This window comes from Lentzea guizhouensis (assembly GCF_001701025.1).
GTDB lineage: Bacteria > Actinomycetota > Actinomycetes > Mycobacteriales > Pseudonocardiaceae > Lentzea > Lentzea guizhouensis.
Genome location: NZ_CP016793.1, coordinates 4,479,725 through 4,495,334 on the forward strand (window position 1 = coordinate 4,479,725; position 15,610 = coordinate 4,495,334).

Sequence of the window (15,610 nt, forward strand, 5' to 3'; positions counted from 1 at the left end):
GGGGGCCAACGATGAACAAGCGCATTGCCGCCGTCCTGCTGGCGGTGTTGACGGTCCTGACCTTCGTCCCGGTCGCGTCGGCGCAGAGCACGCCCACGCTGTCGAACATCAGGACCGGCCGCAACACCGGGTTCGACCGGGTGGTGCTGGACCTGTCCGGTCTGCCCGCCGAACACCGGGTCCGAGAGGTCACCGCGGTCTCGAACTGCGGGTCTGGGATGCCGGTCGCGGTGCCCGGCAGCGAGATCCTCGAGGTCACGCTGATCGGTGCCGCCGCGCACGACGACGCCGGGAACCCGACCTACACCGGGTCGCGCAACTTCCCGACGCCTGGTTTGACGAACGTCCGCGGAGTGGCGCTCACGTGCGACTTCGAGGCCACGCTCGGCATCGCCGTCGGCTACGGCAACGCCGCGTCGTGGCACCGGGTGTTCACGCTGACGAGCCCGAACCGGCTCGTCATCGACATCGGTCACTGAGCGGCAACCGCTACAACGGCAAAAGCCCCGTGGGGGCAGCGGTCGCCGCTGCTGCCCCCACGAGGGGTCCTGACTCCGAACCGTTACGCCGCGATGGTCTCCGCGACCTGCTCCGCCGACAGCGCGTGCTGCAACACCTCGGACACCTCCGAGACGAAGTGCACGGTCAGCTGCTCGCGCACCGACTCCGGCACGTCCTCCAGGTCCGGCTCGTTGCGCTTGGGCAGCAGCACCGTCGTGATGCCGGCCCGGTGAGCGGCCAGCAGCTTCTGCTTCACGCCACCGATCGGCAGCACCCGGCCGGTCAGCGAGATCTCACCGGTCATCGCCACGTCCGAGCGCACCGGGCGGCCGGACAGCAGCGAGGCCAGCGCCGTCGTCATCGTGACGCCCGCGGACGGCCCGTCCTTCGGCACCGCGCCCGCCGGGACGTGGATGTGCACTCCCCGGTCGGCCAGCGCCGCGGCCTTGTCGTCGTGCGAACGCAGGTAGGACAACGCGATCTGCGCCGACTCCTTCATCACGTCGCCGAGCTGGCCGGTCAGCGTGACGCCGGTCGAACCGGTGTCCCTCGGGGCCAGCGAGGCCTCGATGAACAGCACGTCGCCACCCACTCCCGTGACGGCCAGACCCGTTGCCACACCGGGCACCGAGGTCCGTTCCGCCGACTCGGGCGTGTTCTTCGGGCTGCCCAGGTACGACTTCAGCGACGGCTGGCCGACCTCGATCGGCAGTTCCCGCTCGCCCAGCGCGACCTTCGCGGTCACCTTGCGCAGGATCCGCGCGAGGGCCCGTTCCAGCTGCCGCACACCGGCTTCCCGCGTGTACTCGCCCGCCAGCTGGTGCAGGGCGGCCTCGTCGACCGTCACGTCCTCCGCCGTCAGGCCGGCCCGGTCGAGCTGGCGCGGCAGCAGGTGGTCGCGGGCGATCGTGACCTTCTCGTCCTCGGTGTAGCCGTCGAGCTGCACGAGCTCCATGCGGTCGAGCAGCGGCGCCGGGATCGACTCCAGCACGTTCGCGGTCGCGAGGAACACCACGTCCGAGAGGTCGAGCTCGACCTCCAGGTAGTGGTCGCGGAACGTGTGGTTCTGCGCCGGGTCGAGGACTTCCAGCAACGCCGCCGTCGGGTCGCCGCGGTAGTCCGAGCCGACCTTGTCGATCTCGTCGAGCAGCACGACCGGGTTCATCGAACCGGCCTCGCTGATCGCGCGGACGATCCGGCCCGGCAACGCGCCGACGTAGGTGCGCCGGTGACCGCGGATCTCGGCCTCGTCGCGCACACCGCCCAACGCGACCCGCACGAACTTGCGCCCCATGGCCCGCGCCACGGACTCGCCCAGCGACGTCTTGCCGACGCCGGGAGGCCCGACGAGCGCCAGCACCGCACCCGACCGGCGACCACCCACGACACCCAGGCCGCGCTCGGCCCGCCGCTTGCGCACGGCCAGGTACTCGGTGATGCGCTGCTTCACGTCGTCCAGACCCGCGTGGTCGGCGTCGAGCACCTCACGCGCCGCCTTGAGGTCGTACGAGTCTTCGGTGCGCTCGTTCCACGGCAGCTCCAGCACCGTGTCGAGCCACGTCCGGATCCAGCCCACCTCGGGCGACTGCTCCGAGGTGCGCTCCATCTTCTCGACCTCGGCGAGCGCGGCCTTCTCGATCTTCTCCGGCAGGTCCGCCGCCTCGACCCTGGCCCGGTAGTCGGCCTCCTCGGACGCCGGCTTGCCGTCCAGCTCGGCCAGCTCCTTGCGGATCGCGGCCATCTGCTGGCGCAGCAGGAACTCCCGCTGCTGCTTCTCGACGCCCTCCTTGACGTCCTTGGCGATCGTCTCGTTGACGTCGAGCTCGGTCAGGTGCGCCTGCCCCCACTCGACCAGCTTCTCCAGCCGCTCGGTGACGTCACTCGTCTCCAGCAGCCAGATCTTCTGCTTCTCGTCGAGGTAGGAGGCGTACCCGGCGAGGTCGGCCAGCGCCGAGGGGTCGCTGATCTGCTGCACCGAGTCGACCATCTGCCACGCACCGCGCGTCTGCAGGATGTTCGTGACGAGCGCGCGGTAGGTCTTCGCCAGCTCGCGCGTCCGGTCGGTGATCGGCGACTCGTCCGCGACGGTCGCGTTCACCCACAGCGCCGCGCCCGGTCCCGTGGTCCCGGTCCCGATCCGCACCCGCTTGGTGCCGCGCACGACCGCCGCGCGCTCACCCCCTGGAAGGCGTCCGACCTGCTCGATCTCGGCCAGCGTTCCCACTGCCGCGTACTTCCCGTCCAGCCGCGGGACGAGGAGCACTTGATGATTCGCCGCGGTCGTGGCCGCGTCCACGGCCGCACGGGCCTCGGCGCTCGCGTCCGCACCGGAGATGCGGATCGGCACCACCATGCCGGGCAGCACCACGACGTCGTCCAGCGGCAGTACCGGCAGGGCCAGGGTCTCGCCCATCTCGTCACCCTCCAAAGTTGAGTCTGTACCGCTCAACCAACTTCAGCGGGGCGGTGTTCCCCCGGTGCGTTCGCTGTGAGCGAGCGGCCGGATGACCGACCGCTTGTTCGAGTGCGCTCGGCTGGAAGGGCAACGGCGTGCCGACACGCTGGGCGACTGGGCGCGTGGCGGTGGACACCCGTGCGGCGACGAGCGAGGATCTGCCCGTGAAGGAAGAGCTGAAGTGGGTCCCGTCCACCGTCGACGTCACGCGGCCGAGCGTTGCGCGGATGTACGACTACTACCTGGGCGGCTCGCACAACTTCGAAGCCGACCGTGCCGCCGCCAAGCAGGTGGAGCAGATCTTCCCCGCCATCGCCCAGAGCGCGGGTGCCAACCGCTCGTTCCTGCGCAGGGCCGTGCGCCACCTCGTCGCGCAGGGCGTCGACCAGTTCCTCGACCTGGGCTCCGGCATCCCGACCGTGGGCAACGTCCACGAGATCGCCCAGCAGGACAACCCGGACGCGCGCGTGGTCTACGTGGACTTCGAGCCCGTCGCGGTCGCCCACGCCAACGCCCTGCTCGCCGACAACTCCCACGCCATCGCCTTGCAGGCCGACCTGCGGACGCCCGCGACGGTGCTCAAGGGCGCGCGCGAGGTCCTCGACTTCGACCGCCCGGTCGCGGTGCTGATCATCGCGGCCCTGCACTTCGTCCCCGACTCCGACGACCCGTACGGCGCCGTCGCCGAGTACATGTCGGCCTTCCCCTCCGGCTCGTACCTCGCGATCACGCACGGCACGCACGACGACATCACGCCGGAGGAGAAGGCCGAGGCCGCCAGGGTCATGGCCGTCTACAAGAACACCGACAACCAGATCAGCATCCGCAACCGGGCCGAGGTCGGCCGCTTCTTCGAGGGCATGGAGATGCTGGAGCCGGGCATCGTCCCGGTCAACGAGTGGCGCCCGGACTCCTACGAGGACCGCATCAGCATCTACGGCGCCGTCGCCCGCAAGCCCTGAAGCAGCCGGTCCCTCAGGTCGTTCGTCTCGCGGTCGGTGAGGGTGCGCTCCGGCGCCCTCATCGTCACGCGGATGAGCACGTTCTTCTGCCCCGCCTTGGCGTCCAGGCGAACCCGGACGTGCTCGGGCAACTCGTGCGCAGGCGTCTCGCTGAGGATCTCGATCTCCTCGACGAGGTCCTGCGGGTCCAGCGCCCGGATCGCGTCCCCCAGCGTCTCCGCGTCGGCGTGCTCGCCGGCCATGATCGAGATGTCCCTCGTCGCGGCCGGGTGCCGGGAGACCTGCTGGTACGGCGCCAGGTCCTGCATCTGGGCGGCGATGCGCGGGTCGTCGTTGCGCAGCAGGCGGATGTCCGGAACGCCCTTGCGCAGCATCACCAGCCGGTCCAGGCCGAAACCCAGCGCGAGGCCGTGCGGGTGGTGCTTGAGGACGTGCCGCGCGGCGTACCCGCCCTCGCCGATCTCCACCCACTGCCCGTCGTGCCACACGTCGATCTGCTTGCCGTGCGTGGTGTACGGGTGCACGGCGTCCGTTGTGCGGTAGCGCTTGCCGGGCAGAACGGTCCTCACGACCGTGTCAACAAGGTCGTCGAATGGTTCATGAGTGTGCGTGATGCGCCAGAGCTCGAGCTGGTGCGGTGTGCCCGTGTGCAGGCGATCAACCGTGTCACGCCGGTAGACCACACCAGGGCATAGGAGCGTGACGTCGGGCTGCACGTGCTTGAGCACCGGCGGAATCATCGCCGTGGTGTGGCTGCGCAACATGCACGTCTCGCTGACGTACCTGGTGTAGCGGGCGTCCCTCGTGATGGCGTCCGCGGGGTAGCCGAGGTGCTCGTAGTTGTGTTCCACCGGTACGAGCGGATGGTGGCGCACTTCTCTCGTGTCCGGCAGTGCGGCTTTGAGATCGGCGATGAGCAACTGCATCGCGTGCGGGCCCTGCGCGGGATCGGTGAGATCGCGGACGTTCAGGGCGCGCACGAGTTCATCGGTGCGGTACATGGGAGTTCCCGTCTCGGTCGTGAGGGGCGGTGCTGCGAGGTCCCCCGACCGACGGGAAGGTGTTCAGGCGCGCGCCACCGCCGCGGGTCGGGGGTGGCTAAATCGGCGCGTCATGTGTTCGAGGTTAGCGGGTCTACTCGGGCGGTGTCAGCCGCAAATCCGGGTCCACCGGCGGTGCCCCGTCGAACGGCCCGTCCTGGGCGAGCCTGCCCACGTCGTCCAGGGCGACCGTGATCTCGTCGCGGAACGGGTCGCCATCGGCCGGCGGCGTGCGGAACCACTCGTGCAGCGCCTCGGGGATCGCGAAGCGGTCGAGCAGGTCGGTGTAGAGCGCCTCGCGGTCCTCGGCCTGCACGCCGAGCTCCCGGTACTCGCGCAGGGCCGTGCGCAGGCGGATCCAGCGGTAGCGGTCGGTGTTCTGCTGCTGTGCGAACCGTTCGCGGAGCAGGTCACCGGCCTTCTGGCCGCGCTCGGCGAGCTTGCGGATGGTGGCGGGCGGCATGAACAGGTTGCTGCCGCCCTCGTCCTCGGCCTGCCGGACGTGCGCGATGCGGCCGCGGTAGCCGGGCAGCGCCGACTGCATGGTGTCCCGCCAGTCGAGGAACGTGTCCAGGATGGACATCAGGAACCTCGGCATCGACGTCAGCGTCGCGTAGCGCGTGCCGGTGGTCGACGCGTCCTGCTCCGGCAGCCACACGTCCGCGGTGTCGCCGTTCGGGTAGGGCTGCAGGCTCAGGCCGAACGTGGGCCAGCGGGGCAGCAGCGAGTCGAAGAAGTGGATCGGGAAGTTGCTGGTGATGCCGCCGTCGGAGAACCAGTGCACCTTCCCGTCGCGGCACAACGGCACCGCCGCGATCAGTCCCGGGAACGACAGGCTCATCCGCACCGCGAGCACGACCGGCAGCCGTTCGCGGTCCGGCAGCTCACGCAACGGCATGTGCTCGTGCAGCGGACACCTGCCCCCGGCCGGTGCGCCGTTCATCTGCTCGACGACCCGCCGCGGGAGCACGTGGTCAAGGCACTCATCGCAGTACTGCCAGCCGACGTCCGACGGCAACCGGTACGGCCGCCCCTCCGACAGGTCGGTGGTCATCAGCACCAGGTTGACATCGCCCAGATCCCCGAACGTCAGCGCGTGCTCGGTCCCCGCGATGTCGTCCAGCTGATCCGCCAGCCAGTCCGCGAGCGGCGGCACGCCTGTCGACTTCGGCATCCCCGCCAACCGGTCGAGCCACGACGGCGTGAAGTCACCCGTCCCCGGAACGAGTCCGAAGTGGATCGCACGCGCGTTGTTCTTCATGTACCGCTGCATCGCATACGCGTACGTGGCAATCAACGCACTGACCATCGCCAACGTCAGCACCAGCCACACCAACAACACGACCGCCGCCGTCGCGTAGTGCCTCGAAAACGCCAACCCGAGCACTAGTGGCACCGCCACGAACACCCATGCCTGCCACGGCAAACTGTTCCGCAGCGGCCACAACACCAACGGCACACACGCCACCGCCAGCACCGTCGCCACCACCGCCAGCCACGGCAGGTACTCCCGCGGCGCCAGCCACGCCGACCACAGCACCGGCCCGCCCAGCCACAGCAGCGCCATCAGCCCGAGCACCGCTTTCGCCCGCAGCCCCACCGCCCCGAGCAACGCGAAGAACAGGCACGCCACCGCACTGCGCCCGGTCGTCTCCCGCTTCTGCATGGTCGCGACGACGATCCGGTACAGCGCCCGCGTCTTCGCGTTGGGCTGGAACAGCTGCGCCATCCGCCACCGGTCCGCCCCGCTGCCGCCGGCGAACCAGTCGATCAGCCCGGCGAGCTTCTCGAACCCACCCCGCTCGCGCCCCTTCTCGGCCGCCGCCGTGAACGCCGCGGCGATCGCCCCCGCCGACGCGCCACCGATCTGCCGGAACCGGTAGTGGCGCGCCAGCGATGCGACAGCCAGCGGGTACACCACTCCGCTGGTCGTGCCGCCGCGCATCGTCAGGTCGCAGTAGCGGTCGTACTCCATGTGCTCATGGTCGCGCGACCGGCACGCTGCGTGGCGGAAGTTCACTCATCCGCCGTCAAACCGATCCCGACCTGTGCACTGGCCGCGCCGCCCGGGTCCTCAGCCCTCCGCCACCGCCGCCAGCTCCTCCACCGTCCCCGCCATGATCACCCGCACGTGCTCGGTCACCTTCTCCACCGGCCAGTCCCACCACGCGATCCGCTCCAGCACGGCGATCTCCTCGTCGCTGTACCTCTTCCGCAGCACCTTCCCCGGATTGCCCCCGACCACCGCGTAGGCCGGCACGTCCGCCACCACCACCGACCCGGCCGCGATGATCGCCCCGTCACCGATCCGCACCCCCGGCATGATCAGCGCCTGGTACCCGATCCACACGTCGTTGCCCACCACGGTGTCCCCACGGGACGGCGCACCGAGAGCGATGTCCAGGGTCTTCTCCGCCCAGATCCCGCCGAAGATGGTGAACGGGAACGTCGACACGCCGGACATGTTGTGGTTGGCGCCCGACATGATGAAGCGCACCCCCTCGGCCAATGCGCAGTAACGGCCGATGACGAGCTTTTCGGGGCCGAAGTTGTAGAGGACGTTGCGGTGTTCGAACTCCTCGGCGTGGAACGGGTCGTCGTAGTAGGTGTACTCGCCGATTTCGATCTGCGGGTTCTTCACCAACGGCTTGAGGAGCACCGTGCGCGGGATGTCGGGCAACGGGTAGAGGTTGTTCGGCGACGGGATGGTCACGGCGCTCCGATCGGTTCTTCGCTGAACTGGGTGCGGTAGAGCTTGGCGTAGTGGCCTTCCAGGGCCAGCAACGACTCGTGCGTGCCGCGTTCGACGATCTCGCCGTGGTCCACGACGAGGATCTGGTCGGCGGCGCGGATGGTCGACAGGCGGTGGGCGATCACCAGCGAGGTGCGTCCGGCGAGAGCTTCGACCAGAGCCTCCTGCACGGCCGCCTCGGAGCGGGAGTCGAGGTGGGCGGTGGCCTCGTCGAGGATCACGACGCGGGGCTTGGCCAGCAGCAGGCGGGCGATGGTCAGGCGCTGGCGTTCGCCGCCGGAGAGGCGGTAGCCGCGTTCGCCGACGACCGTGTCGAGCTGGTCGGGCAGGGAGGAGACGAGGTCGGCCAGACGCGCGCGGCGCAGGGCGTCCCAGATCTCCTCGTCGGTTGCGGACGGGGCGGCCAGGCGGAGGTTGGCGCCGATCGACTCGTGGAACAGGTGGCCGTCCTGGGTGACCATGCCGACGGTCTCGCGCAGGGAGTCGAACGACAGCGAGCGGACGTCCACACCGGACAGCCGGATGGCACCCGAGTCGGCGTCGTAGAGGCGGGGGACCAGGGAGGCGATCGTGGACTTGCCGGCACCGGAGGCACCGACGAGGGCGATCAGGGAACCGGGCGAAGCGGTGAACGAGACGCCGCTCAGGATCTCCTCGCCGCCGCGGGTGTCCAGGGAGGCGACCTCTTCCAGAGAGGCCAGCGAGACCTTGTCGGCGGACGGGTAGGCGAAGCGGACGTCGGAGAACTCGACGGAGACGGGGCCGTCGGGCACGGAGACGGCGTCGGGCTTCTCCTGGATCAGCGGTGGCAGGTCCATGACCTCGAAGACGCGGTCGAACGACACCAGGGCGGTCATCACGTCCACGCGTGCGCCGGCCAAGGCCGTCAACGGGCCGTAGAGACGCGTCAGCAGCAGTGCGAGCGTCACGATTGTGCCGGGCGCCATCTGGCCGGCGAACACGAAGTAGCCACCGAGGCCGTAGACCAGAGCCAGAGCCAACGACGACACGAGCGTCAAAGCCACCAAGAACAGCCACTGCGCAACGGCGGTCCGCACGCCGATGTCACGCACGCGCCGAGCGCGCGCACCGAACTCCTCGCTCTCCAGGGCAGGACGGCCGAAGAGCTTGATCAGCGTGGCACCGGGCGCGGAGAAGCGTTCGGTCATCTGGGTCGTCATGGCCGAGTCGAGGTTCGCGGCCTCGCGGTGCATGGACGCCAGCCGGCGTCCCATCCGGCGTGCCGGGATCAGGAACACCGGCAGCAGCAGCATCGCGAGAACGGTGACCTGCCACGACAGCGTCAGCATCACGATCAGCGTCAGCACCAGCGCGATGAGGTTCGTGACGACGCCGGAGATCGTCTCGGAGAACGCGCGCTGGGCCGCGATCACGTCGTTGTTCAGCCGGGAGACCAGCGCGCCGGTGCGGGTGCGGGTGAAGAACGCGATCGGCATCCGCTGCACGTGGTCGAAGACGGACTGGCGCAGCCGCAGGATCAGGTCCTCGCCGACGCGCGCGGACTGCCAGCGCTCGGCCAGCGAGAAACCCGCCTCCAGCACGGCGACGCCGGCGATCGCGAGCGCCAGCCACACCACCAGGCCGAGGTCGCGGCCGGCGATGATGGTGTCGACGACGCGTCCGGCCAGCACCGGGCTCGCCACCGCGAGCACCGCGGCCACCGCGCTCGTGACGAGCAGGGCCCCGACCGCGCGCCGCTGCGGGCGGGCGAACCGGGCGACGCGCTTCAACGTCGCCCGGCTGACGCGGCGGTTCTCCTTGTCCTGCATCGCGCTCTCGAGCGCGTACCAGGCGTTGAAGTCGATGTTCATGACGCCAGTGTCGAACTTCTACAGGACTGGAGGTCAAGCCGTTTTCAAGAAAGCGTCAACCTCGGCCAGCGCCGCCGCGCGCACCGGCTCCGGCGACAGGAACAGGTCGTGCATGCCGGACTTGACCTCCACCACGCGCACCGAGGTGCCGAGCTTCGGGCCCCACTTGCGCATGCCCGCGACGTCGAGCACCGCGTCGGCCTTCGACACGTCCTCCGACCACTCGCGCGCGTTCAGCATGCTGCGGTCGGAGTGCAGCAGCAGCACGGGCACCTGGATGTCCAGCCCCGCGTGCACCTTCGCCTGCGCCACCAGCACCGCGCGGATCCAGCCCGCCAGCACCGGGAACCCGGCGAGCGGCTTCCACCTCACGTCGAAGTCCCACTCGCCGTTGCGCGAGGAGTGGATCGAGGCGCCGTAGGCGTCGCCCAGCCCGCCGCGGATCTTCACCGACGGCGCGACCCTGCCGAGCAGCTTCACCACCTGCCGCAGCAACGGCGGCTCGGTCACGTCGAGCCACGGGCTGTTCAGCACGAGGGCGTCGATGAGCTCGCCGGACCGTCGTTCGTGCGCCCACAACGACGTCGTGAGCCCACCGGTCGAGTGACCCATCAGCACCACCCGCGAATGTTCTTCGCGGATCAACGCGATCGCCGCGTCGATCTCCTCGAAGTACACCGCCATGTCGGTCGTGTAGTTGGGCACCTCGCCGTCGCGCAACGAGCGCCCGTAGCCACGCAGGTCCACCGCGTAGAAGTCGTAGCCCTGCGCGGTGTAGTGCTCGGCGACGTGCTCCTGGAAGAAGTAGTCGGCGAACCCGTGCACGTAGAGGATCGCGCCGCGGTCGGCCTGTGCGGCACGCCTGCGGACCAGGGTCGCGCTGGCCCCGCCGCGCAACGGCAGAACGGTGGTGTCTTCGTCGCTCACGGCGCCAGTTTGCCCGCCGGAACGCGCGATTCCGTGCACCCTTGTCCGGATCGTGTCTAACCTGGACCGCGTGACGGGGGATATCGAGCAGTCATCGCGCGTGCGCTTCCCGGGGATCAGTCCGCGCGCCTACGAACATCCGGCCGACCGGGGCGCGCTCGCCGTGCTCCGCGCCGTGCCAGCCGTGGCGCCGATCATCAAGGCGGTCGCGGCGGCGTTCTCCGAGCGCGGGGAACGCCTGGTCCAGGTCGCCTCCTCGGTGCGCGTGGGCCCCAAGCAGTACCCGGACCTGCACCGGCTGCAGAACGAGGTCGCCGCCACGTTCGACCTCGACGAGGCGCCGGAGCTCTTCGTGCGGCACTCGCCGCTGGTCAACGCCTACACCCGCGGCATCGACAAGCCCTTCATCGTGCTGAACTCCGGGCTCGTCGAGCGGTTCGACCGCGAGGAGCTGCGGTTCGTCATCGGCCACGAGACGGGCCACGCGATGTCGGGCCACGGGCTCTACAACACGATCCTGGAGCGCCTGCTCAACCTGCAGTACGCCCTCGGCTGGATGCCGGCCGGCGCGCTCGCCATGCGCGCGGTCATCGCCGCGCTCTACGAGTGGCAGCGCAAGACCGAGCTCTCCTGCGACCGGGCCGGGCTGCTCGCGTGCCAGGACCCGCAGGCCGCGCTGCGCGTGCACCTCGCGTACGCGGGCGACATCGGCGGCCAGGTCGACATCGCGGCGTTCCTGGAGCAGGCCAAGGAGTACGAGGGCGAGGACATCCGCGACAGCATCCTGAAGCTGATGGACAACGAACGCCGCTCGCACCCGCTGGCCGTGGTCAGGGCCGCCCAGCTGCAGCGCTGGGCCGCGAGCGAGGAGTACCGGGAGATCCTCACCGGCACCTACCCGCGCCGCGAGGACGACCACCCGACCAGCAACCTCACCGACGACCTCAAGGGCGCGGCACGCTCCTACAAGGAGTCGGCGAGCAACTCGGCCGACCCGTTGATCAAGACGATCAACGACATCGGCGAGTCGGTCATGGGCGCCGCCTCGAAGGTGTGGAGCAAAGTTGCTCCGAACGGCCCAGCGGAGTAGCTACCATCTGGAGTCATGAGACGACTGCTGGTAGTCCTCCTGGCCCTGTTGTTCACGGCGGGCACCGCCGTCGCCGACGTGCAGGTCGTCGGCGGCGCGCGGGCCTCGATCGCCATCAACCCGTGGGTGGTCCACCTGACCGACCCGAACGGCTACCAGTTCTGCGGCGGCACCGTCGTGGCACCGACGAAGGTGCTCACGGCCGCGCACTGCGCGATCGGCCGGAAGGCGGGCCAGCTGCGCGTCGTCGCGGGCCGGGAGGACAAGAAGAGCGACGCGGGCGTCGTCGCGACCCCGGTGAGCGTCTGGATCCACCCGCAGTACGTCTCGGCCGACAGGGGTGAGGACCTCGCGGTGCTGACCATGCAGGAGCCGCTGCCGGTCACCCCGCTGCCGATGGCGGAGCAGGCCGACAACGACCTCTACCAGCCCGGCACGCCGCTGCGCGCGCTCGGCTGGGGCCGTACGAGCGAGAACGGCAGGACCTCCCGCTACCTGATGGAGGCGACGCTGCCGGTGCTGCCCGACACCGACTGCAGCGGCGCCTACCCGCAGTTCGTGCGGGCGGACATGTTCTGCGCCGGCTACCCGGAGGGCAAGGTCGACACCTGCCAGGGCGACTCGGGCGGACCGCTCGTGGCGGCGGGCAAGCTCGTCGGCGTCACCTCGTGGGGTGAGGGGTGCGCGCGCAGGGGCAAGCCCGGTGTGTACGTGCGGGTCGTCCGGTACGCCGACGACCTCCGGCAGGTCGTCGGCACCGCGCCACCCGCCGTGGTCGAGCCCCAATAACCCGAGGTGCGGACCTGCCCGTCCTGACCGCGAAGTCCGATCGTCGCGGGCCCGGCGCCGGTACCGGCCTGGGCCCGCGGTGGCGCCGCGGCAGGCTCGGCGGGACCAGGTGGTGTGCTGACCGAGCCGGCACCCGCGGTCGAGGCGGGTCAGACCACGAGACCGACGGACATCGTGAGGAACACGGCCGCGCACACCACGTCCAGCGCGGTCGTCACGCCGGGTCGCTTCAACCGGCCCGCCACCCGCGAGGCCGCCAGCACGATCATCAGCTCCCACACCGCGGCCAGCCCGAGGAACACCGCCGCCAGCATCGCGAGCTGCGGTGCCGGTTCACCCGATCCGATGAACTGCGGCAGGAACGCGAGCGCGAACAGCAGCATCTTCGGGTTCGTGATGTTGGTCAGGAAGCCCTGCCGGAACGGCCGGTCGCCCACGACCTCCTCCGGCTCCTCGGCGCCGCGCCTGAGCAACCCGCGCGCGAGGGAAACCGCCAGGTGGAGCAGGTAGCCGGCGCCGATCCAGCGCAGTGCCGTGAGCACCACCGGGTACTGCGCGAGCACCACGCCCAGGCCCGAGATCACCAGCGCGACCTGGACCGCTGCGGCCGTGTGGATCCCGGCCAGCGCGAGCAGCCCGGACCGCACTCCCGAGCGCAGTGACGTGCGCAGGAGCAGGAACGCGTCAACACCGGGGGTCACGATGACGACCGCGCACGCGATGAGGAAGGCCGGAACCTGGCTGAAGTCGAACAACACCGTACATACCCCCGTGATCTATGCCACTGGCCGCAAAATCTCCGGCCAGATGGAACACTAACACCAAATCCTTCGGTTTTGACGCCGTCCTAGCGCGGTCGCTACGGTTGGTGACCGGTCGTCCACCTGGCGCAACGAGGAGTGGTCCGTGAGGGGTAAGCGGTATGCCGTGCTCGCCGCGGTGATCGCGCTGGTCAGCGGTGCGTCACCGGCCGGTGCGATCGTCGGGGGGACACCCGCGCGGGTGGCGGACAGCCCGTGGGTTGTGGCGATCACCACCCCGGACGGCCAGCTGATCTGCGGCGGCGCGCTGGTGGCCCCGGACAAGGTCATGACGGCCGCGCACTGCGCGTCGGTGCAGGGGATCGGCGGTCGGACGCCACGTCCGCTCGAGCACATGCGGGTGATCGCGGGCCGCACCGACCTGCGCTCGGCCGAGGGGACCACCGCGGCGGTCACGCACGCGTGGCGCCACCCCGACTTCAAAGAGGTCACGCAGGGCGACGACGTGGCGGTGCTGACGCTGGACCGCCGGCTGCCGTACCAGACGATCGCGCTGGGCGAGGCCGGCGAGAGCGGAGTGGTGCTCGGCTGGGGCCGCACCGCGGAGCTCGAGAAGCCCGCGATGTCGCTGCGCAAGGTGACCGTGCCGATCCTGTCGGACGCGGAGTGCGCGGCGAAGGAGCCGGACTACCGGGTGGGCAGGATGCTGTGCGCCGGCCGCGGTGGCCGGGACGCGTGCACCGGCGACTCCGGCGGGCCGCTGGTCGTCAAGGGCAGGCTCGCGGGGGTCGTGTCGTACGGGCGCGGGTGTGCGCGGCCGGACGAACCGGGCGTCTACACGCGGCTGTCTCACTACCGGTCCACGGCCGGCTTCTGATATCCAAGGTGCGGTGCGAACCACACCGTTTCCGGCCACCCTGCGCAGGCAGTGGGGACTCGACCTGAGCCCGGCCCAGCTCTACGCGGTCCTGCGGCTGCGCCAGGACGTGTTCATCGTCGAGCAGAGCTCTCTCTACGCCGACGTCGACGGCCGTGACCTCGACCAGGGAACACGGCACTTCTGGCTGGAAGCCGAAGGGTCGCACGACCCGCTCGCCTACCTGCGGCTCACCGAGGAACCCGACGAGACGTTCCGGATCGGCCGCGTCGTCACCGCGCGGATGGCCCGTGGCCGTGGCTTCAGCCGCCGCCTGATGCAGGCAGCGCTCGCCGATGTCGGCAACGCGCCGTGCGTGCTGGACGCGCAGACGTACGTCGTGGACTTCTACGCGTCGTTCGGGTTCGTGACCGAAGGCGCCGAGTTCATCGAGGACGGGATTCCACACCTGCGGATGCGGCGCACTCCGTGATCACGCGCACCGCGCGCTCGATCTCGGCCTCGGTCAGGTCGGCGCGCGCGGTGAGCCGCAGGCGGGAGATCTGGTCCGGCACTGACGGCGGGCGGAAGCAGCCGACGACCACCCCGTTGGTGCGGCACGACTCGGCCCACTGGAACGCCTGCTCCGGCGACGGTGCTCGCACGCTGACCACGGCGGCGCTCGGCGTGCTGACCTGGAACCCGGCTTCCTTGAGCCGGTAGCTCAGGTCGTGCGCCACCGTCAGCGCGCGCTCCGGGCGGTCGGGCTCCTCCCGCAGGATCTTGATCGCGGCGAGCGCGGCGGCGGCACTGCTCGGCGCCAGGCCGGTGTCGAAGATGAACGTGCGCGCGGTGTCGATCAGGTGCTTGATCACCCGGCTCGGGCCGAGCACCGCACCGCCCTGCGCGCCCAGCGACTTGCTCAGCGTCAGCGTCGTGATCACGTCCGGCGCCCTGACGAGCCCGGCCTCCGCGACCGCGCCCCGGCCGCCAGGGCCGACGACACCGAGCCCGTGTGCGTCGTCCACCACCAGTGCCGCGCCATGGGCGCGACACGCTTCGTGCAGCTCGTTGAGCGGGGCGACGTCACCGTCGACGGAGAACACCGAGTCCGTCACGACGATCGCGCGCCGCTTGCCGCGGGTCTCCAGCGCGTGCCGGACCTTGTCCACGTTGCAGTGCTCAGTGACCACGACGTCCGCCTTCGACAGCCGCGTGCCGTCGATCAGCGAGGCGTGGATGTGCTGGTCGGCGACGATCGCCGTGCCGGGGCCGGTGAGCGCGGTGAGCGCGCCGAGGTTGGCCGCGTAGCCGGAGGAGAACACCAGCGCCGACTGGCTGCCGCAGAAGTTCGCGAGCTCGAACTCCAGCTCGGCGTGCAGCTCCGTCGACCCCGAGACCAGGCGCGACCCGGTCGAGCCCGCGCCCCACTTGAGCGTGGCGGCCGCGGCGGCACCGGCGACCCGCTTGTCCCGCGCGAGGCCGAGGTAGTCGTTGCTCGCGAGGTCGAGGTCGGTGGAGTCGGCCTGGCGCGGGCGCAACCGGCGGGCCAGACCCGCCTTGGCGCGCGCCTGCGCGCGGACGTCGATCCAGTCGAACGTCGCCTCACCACCACTGGACAACGCCTCAGTTGTGCTCACGCTCA

General features: G+C 70.3%; 14 protein-coding genes. 6 read left to right on the forward strand and 8 right to left on the reverse strand.

The window, feature by feature from the left end; all coding sequences use genetic code 11:
• The first annotated feature begins 11 nt into the window (after positions 1 to 11).
• The gene (locus BBK82_RS22295) at positions 12 to 479 is read left to right on the forward strand and encodes an AMIN-like domain-containing (lipo)protein (protein ID WP_065916738.1); all 468 of its coding nucleotides are present in this window, start codon (positions 12 to 14) and stop codon (positions 477 to 479) included.
• A gap of 83 nt (positions 480 to 562) precedes the next feature.
• Here the strand turns inward: BBK82_RS22295 and lon are convergent, their stop codons facing one another.
• Positions 563 to 2,914 (reverse strand): endopeptidase La, encoded by a 2,352-nt coding sequence (lon, locus tag BBK82_RS22300; protein WP_065921260.1) that lies wholly within the window; start codon positions 2,912 to 2,914, stop codon positions 563 to 565.
• A 206-nt stretch (positions 2,915 to 3,120) separates the two neighbouring features.
• On the opposite strand from lon, the gene BBK82_RS22305 reads away from it, so the two are divergent.
• A complete protein-coding gene (locus tag BBK82_RS22305) occupies positions 3,121 to 3,918 on the forward strand; it encodes an SAM-dependent methyltransferase (protein WP_218920646.1) in 798 nt (265 codons plus the stop codon).
• On the opposite strand, the gene srmL is transcribed toward BBK82_RS22305, so the two are convergent.
• From srmL to BBK82_RS22330, 5 genes are all read right to left on the reverse strand, one after another.
• A complete protein-coding gene (srmL, locus tag BBK82_RS22310) occupies positions 3,891 to 4,919 on the reverse strand; it encodes a PheS-related mystery ligase SrmL (protein WP_065916739.1) in 1,029 nt (342 codons plus the stop codon). The genes BBK82_RS22305 and srmL overlap by 28 nt on opposite strands.
• 133 nt (positions 4,920 to 5,052) lie before the next feature.
• Entirely contained in the window at positions 5,053 to 6,933 is a 1,881-nt protein-coding gene (locus BBK82_RS22315) for a patatin-like phospholipase domain-containing protein (RefSeq protein WP_065916740.1), read from the reverse strand.
• Between the two features lie 99 nt (positions 6,934 to 7,032).
• Positions 7,033 to 7,671 (reverse strand): CatB-related O-acetyltransferase, encoded by a 639-nt coding sequence (locus BBK82_RS54235; RefSeq protein ID WP_083268087.1) that lies wholly within the window; start codon positions 7,669 to 7,671, stop codon positions 7,033 to 7,035.
• Positions 7,668 to 9,542 (reverse strand): ABC transporter ATP-binding protein, encoded by a 1,875-nt coding sequence (locus BBK82_RS22325; RefSeq protein WP_065916741.1) that lies wholly within the window; start codon positions 9,540 to 9,542, stop codon positions 7,668 to 7,670. Before BBK82_RS22325 ends, BBK82_RS54235 begins: the two co-directional genes overlap by 4 nt.
• A gap of 33 nt (positions 9,543 to 9,575) precedes the next feature.
• Positions 9,576 to 10,469 (reverse strand): alpha/beta hydrolase, encoded by an 894-nt coding sequence (locus BBK82_RS22330; protein ID WP_179953795.1) that lies wholly within the window; start codon positions 10,467 to 10,469, stop codon positions 9,576 to 9,578.
• 70 nt (positions 10,470 to 10,539) lie between these two features.
• Between BBK82_RS22330 and BBK82_RS22335 the strand changes: the two genes are divergently transcribed.
• Together BBK82_RS22335 and BBK82_RS22340 are read left to right on the forward strand one after the other, a co-directional pair.
• On the forward strand, positions 10,540 to 11,559 hold the full coding sequence (locus BBK82_RS22335) for a M48 family metallopeptidase (protein WP_065916742.1): 1,020 nt from the start codon (positions 10,540 to 10,542) through the stop codon (positions 11,557 to 11,559).
• A 15-nt stretch (positions 11,560 to 11,574) separates the two neighbouring features.
• Entirely contained in the window at positions 11,575 to 12,348 is a 774-nt protein-coding gene (locus tag BBK82_RS22340) for a S1 family peptidase (protein WP_065916743.1), read from the forward strand.
• 149 nt (positions 12,349 to 12,497) lie between these two features.
• On the opposite strand, the gene BBK82_RS22345 is transcribed toward BBK82_RS22340, so the two are convergent.
• Complete coding sequence (locus BBK82_RS22345; protein ID WP_065916744.1) at positions 12,498 to 13,106, reverse strand: LysE family translocator; 609 nt, start codon at positions 13,104 to 13,106, stop codon at positions 12,498 to 12,500.
• A 148-nt stretch (positions 13,107 to 13,254) separates the two neighbouring features.
• Between BBK82_RS22345 and BBK82_RS22350 the strand changes: the two genes are divergently transcribed.
• Together BBK82_RS22350 and BBK82_RS22355 are read left to right on the forward strand one after the other, a co-directional pair.
• A complete protein-coding gene (locus tag BBK82_RS22350) occupies positions 13,255 to 13,986 on the forward strand; it encodes a serine protease (RefSeq protein ID WP_065916745.1) in 732 nt (243 codons plus the stop codon).
• A 13-nt stretch (positions 13,987 to 13,999) separates the two neighbouring features.
• Entirely contained in the window at positions 14,000 to 14,458 is a 459-nt protein-coding gene (locus BBK82_RS22355; RefSeq protein WP_065916746.1) for a GNAT family N-acetyltransferase, read from the forward strand.
• Here BBK82_RS22355 and BBK82_RS22360 read toward each other — a convergent pair.
• Complete coding sequence (locus BBK82_RS22360; RefSeq protein ID WP_237048314.1) at positions 14,412 to 15,605, reverse strand: 8-amino-7-oxononanoate synthase; 1,194 nt, start codon at positions 15,603 to 15,605, stop codon at positions 14,412 to 14,414. The genes BBK82_RS22355 and BBK82_RS22360 overlap by 47 nt on opposite strands.
• Positions 15,606 to 15,610: the final 5 nt, after the last annotated feature.

Excerpts from the sequence above, each read along its gene's own strand:
- lon (WP_065921260.1), bottom strand. The coding sequence starts at position 2,914 with ATGGGCGAGACCCTGGCCCTGCCGGTACTGCCGCTGGACGACGTCGTG.
- BBK82_RS22325 (WP_065916741.1), bottom strand. The coding sequence starts at position 9,542 with ATGAACATCGACTTCAACGCCTGGTACGCGCTCGAGAGCGCGATGCAG.
- srmL (WP_065916739.1), bottom strand. The coding sequence starts at position 4,919 with ATGTACCGCACCGATGAACTCGTGCGCGCCCTGAACGTCCGCGATCTC.
- BBK82_RS22315 (WP_065916740.1), bottom strand. The coding sequence starts at position 6,933 with ATGGAGTACGACCGCTACTGCGACCTGACGATGCGCGGCGGCACGACC.
- BBK82_RS22340 (WP_065916743.1), top strand. The coding sequence starts at position 11,575 with ATGAGACGACTGCTGGTAGTCCTCCTGGCCCTGTTGTTCACGGCGGGC.
- BBK82_RS22295 (WP_065916738.1), top strand. The coding sequence starts at position 12 with ATGAACAAGCGCATTGCCGCCGTCCTGCTGGCGGTGTTGACGGTCCTG.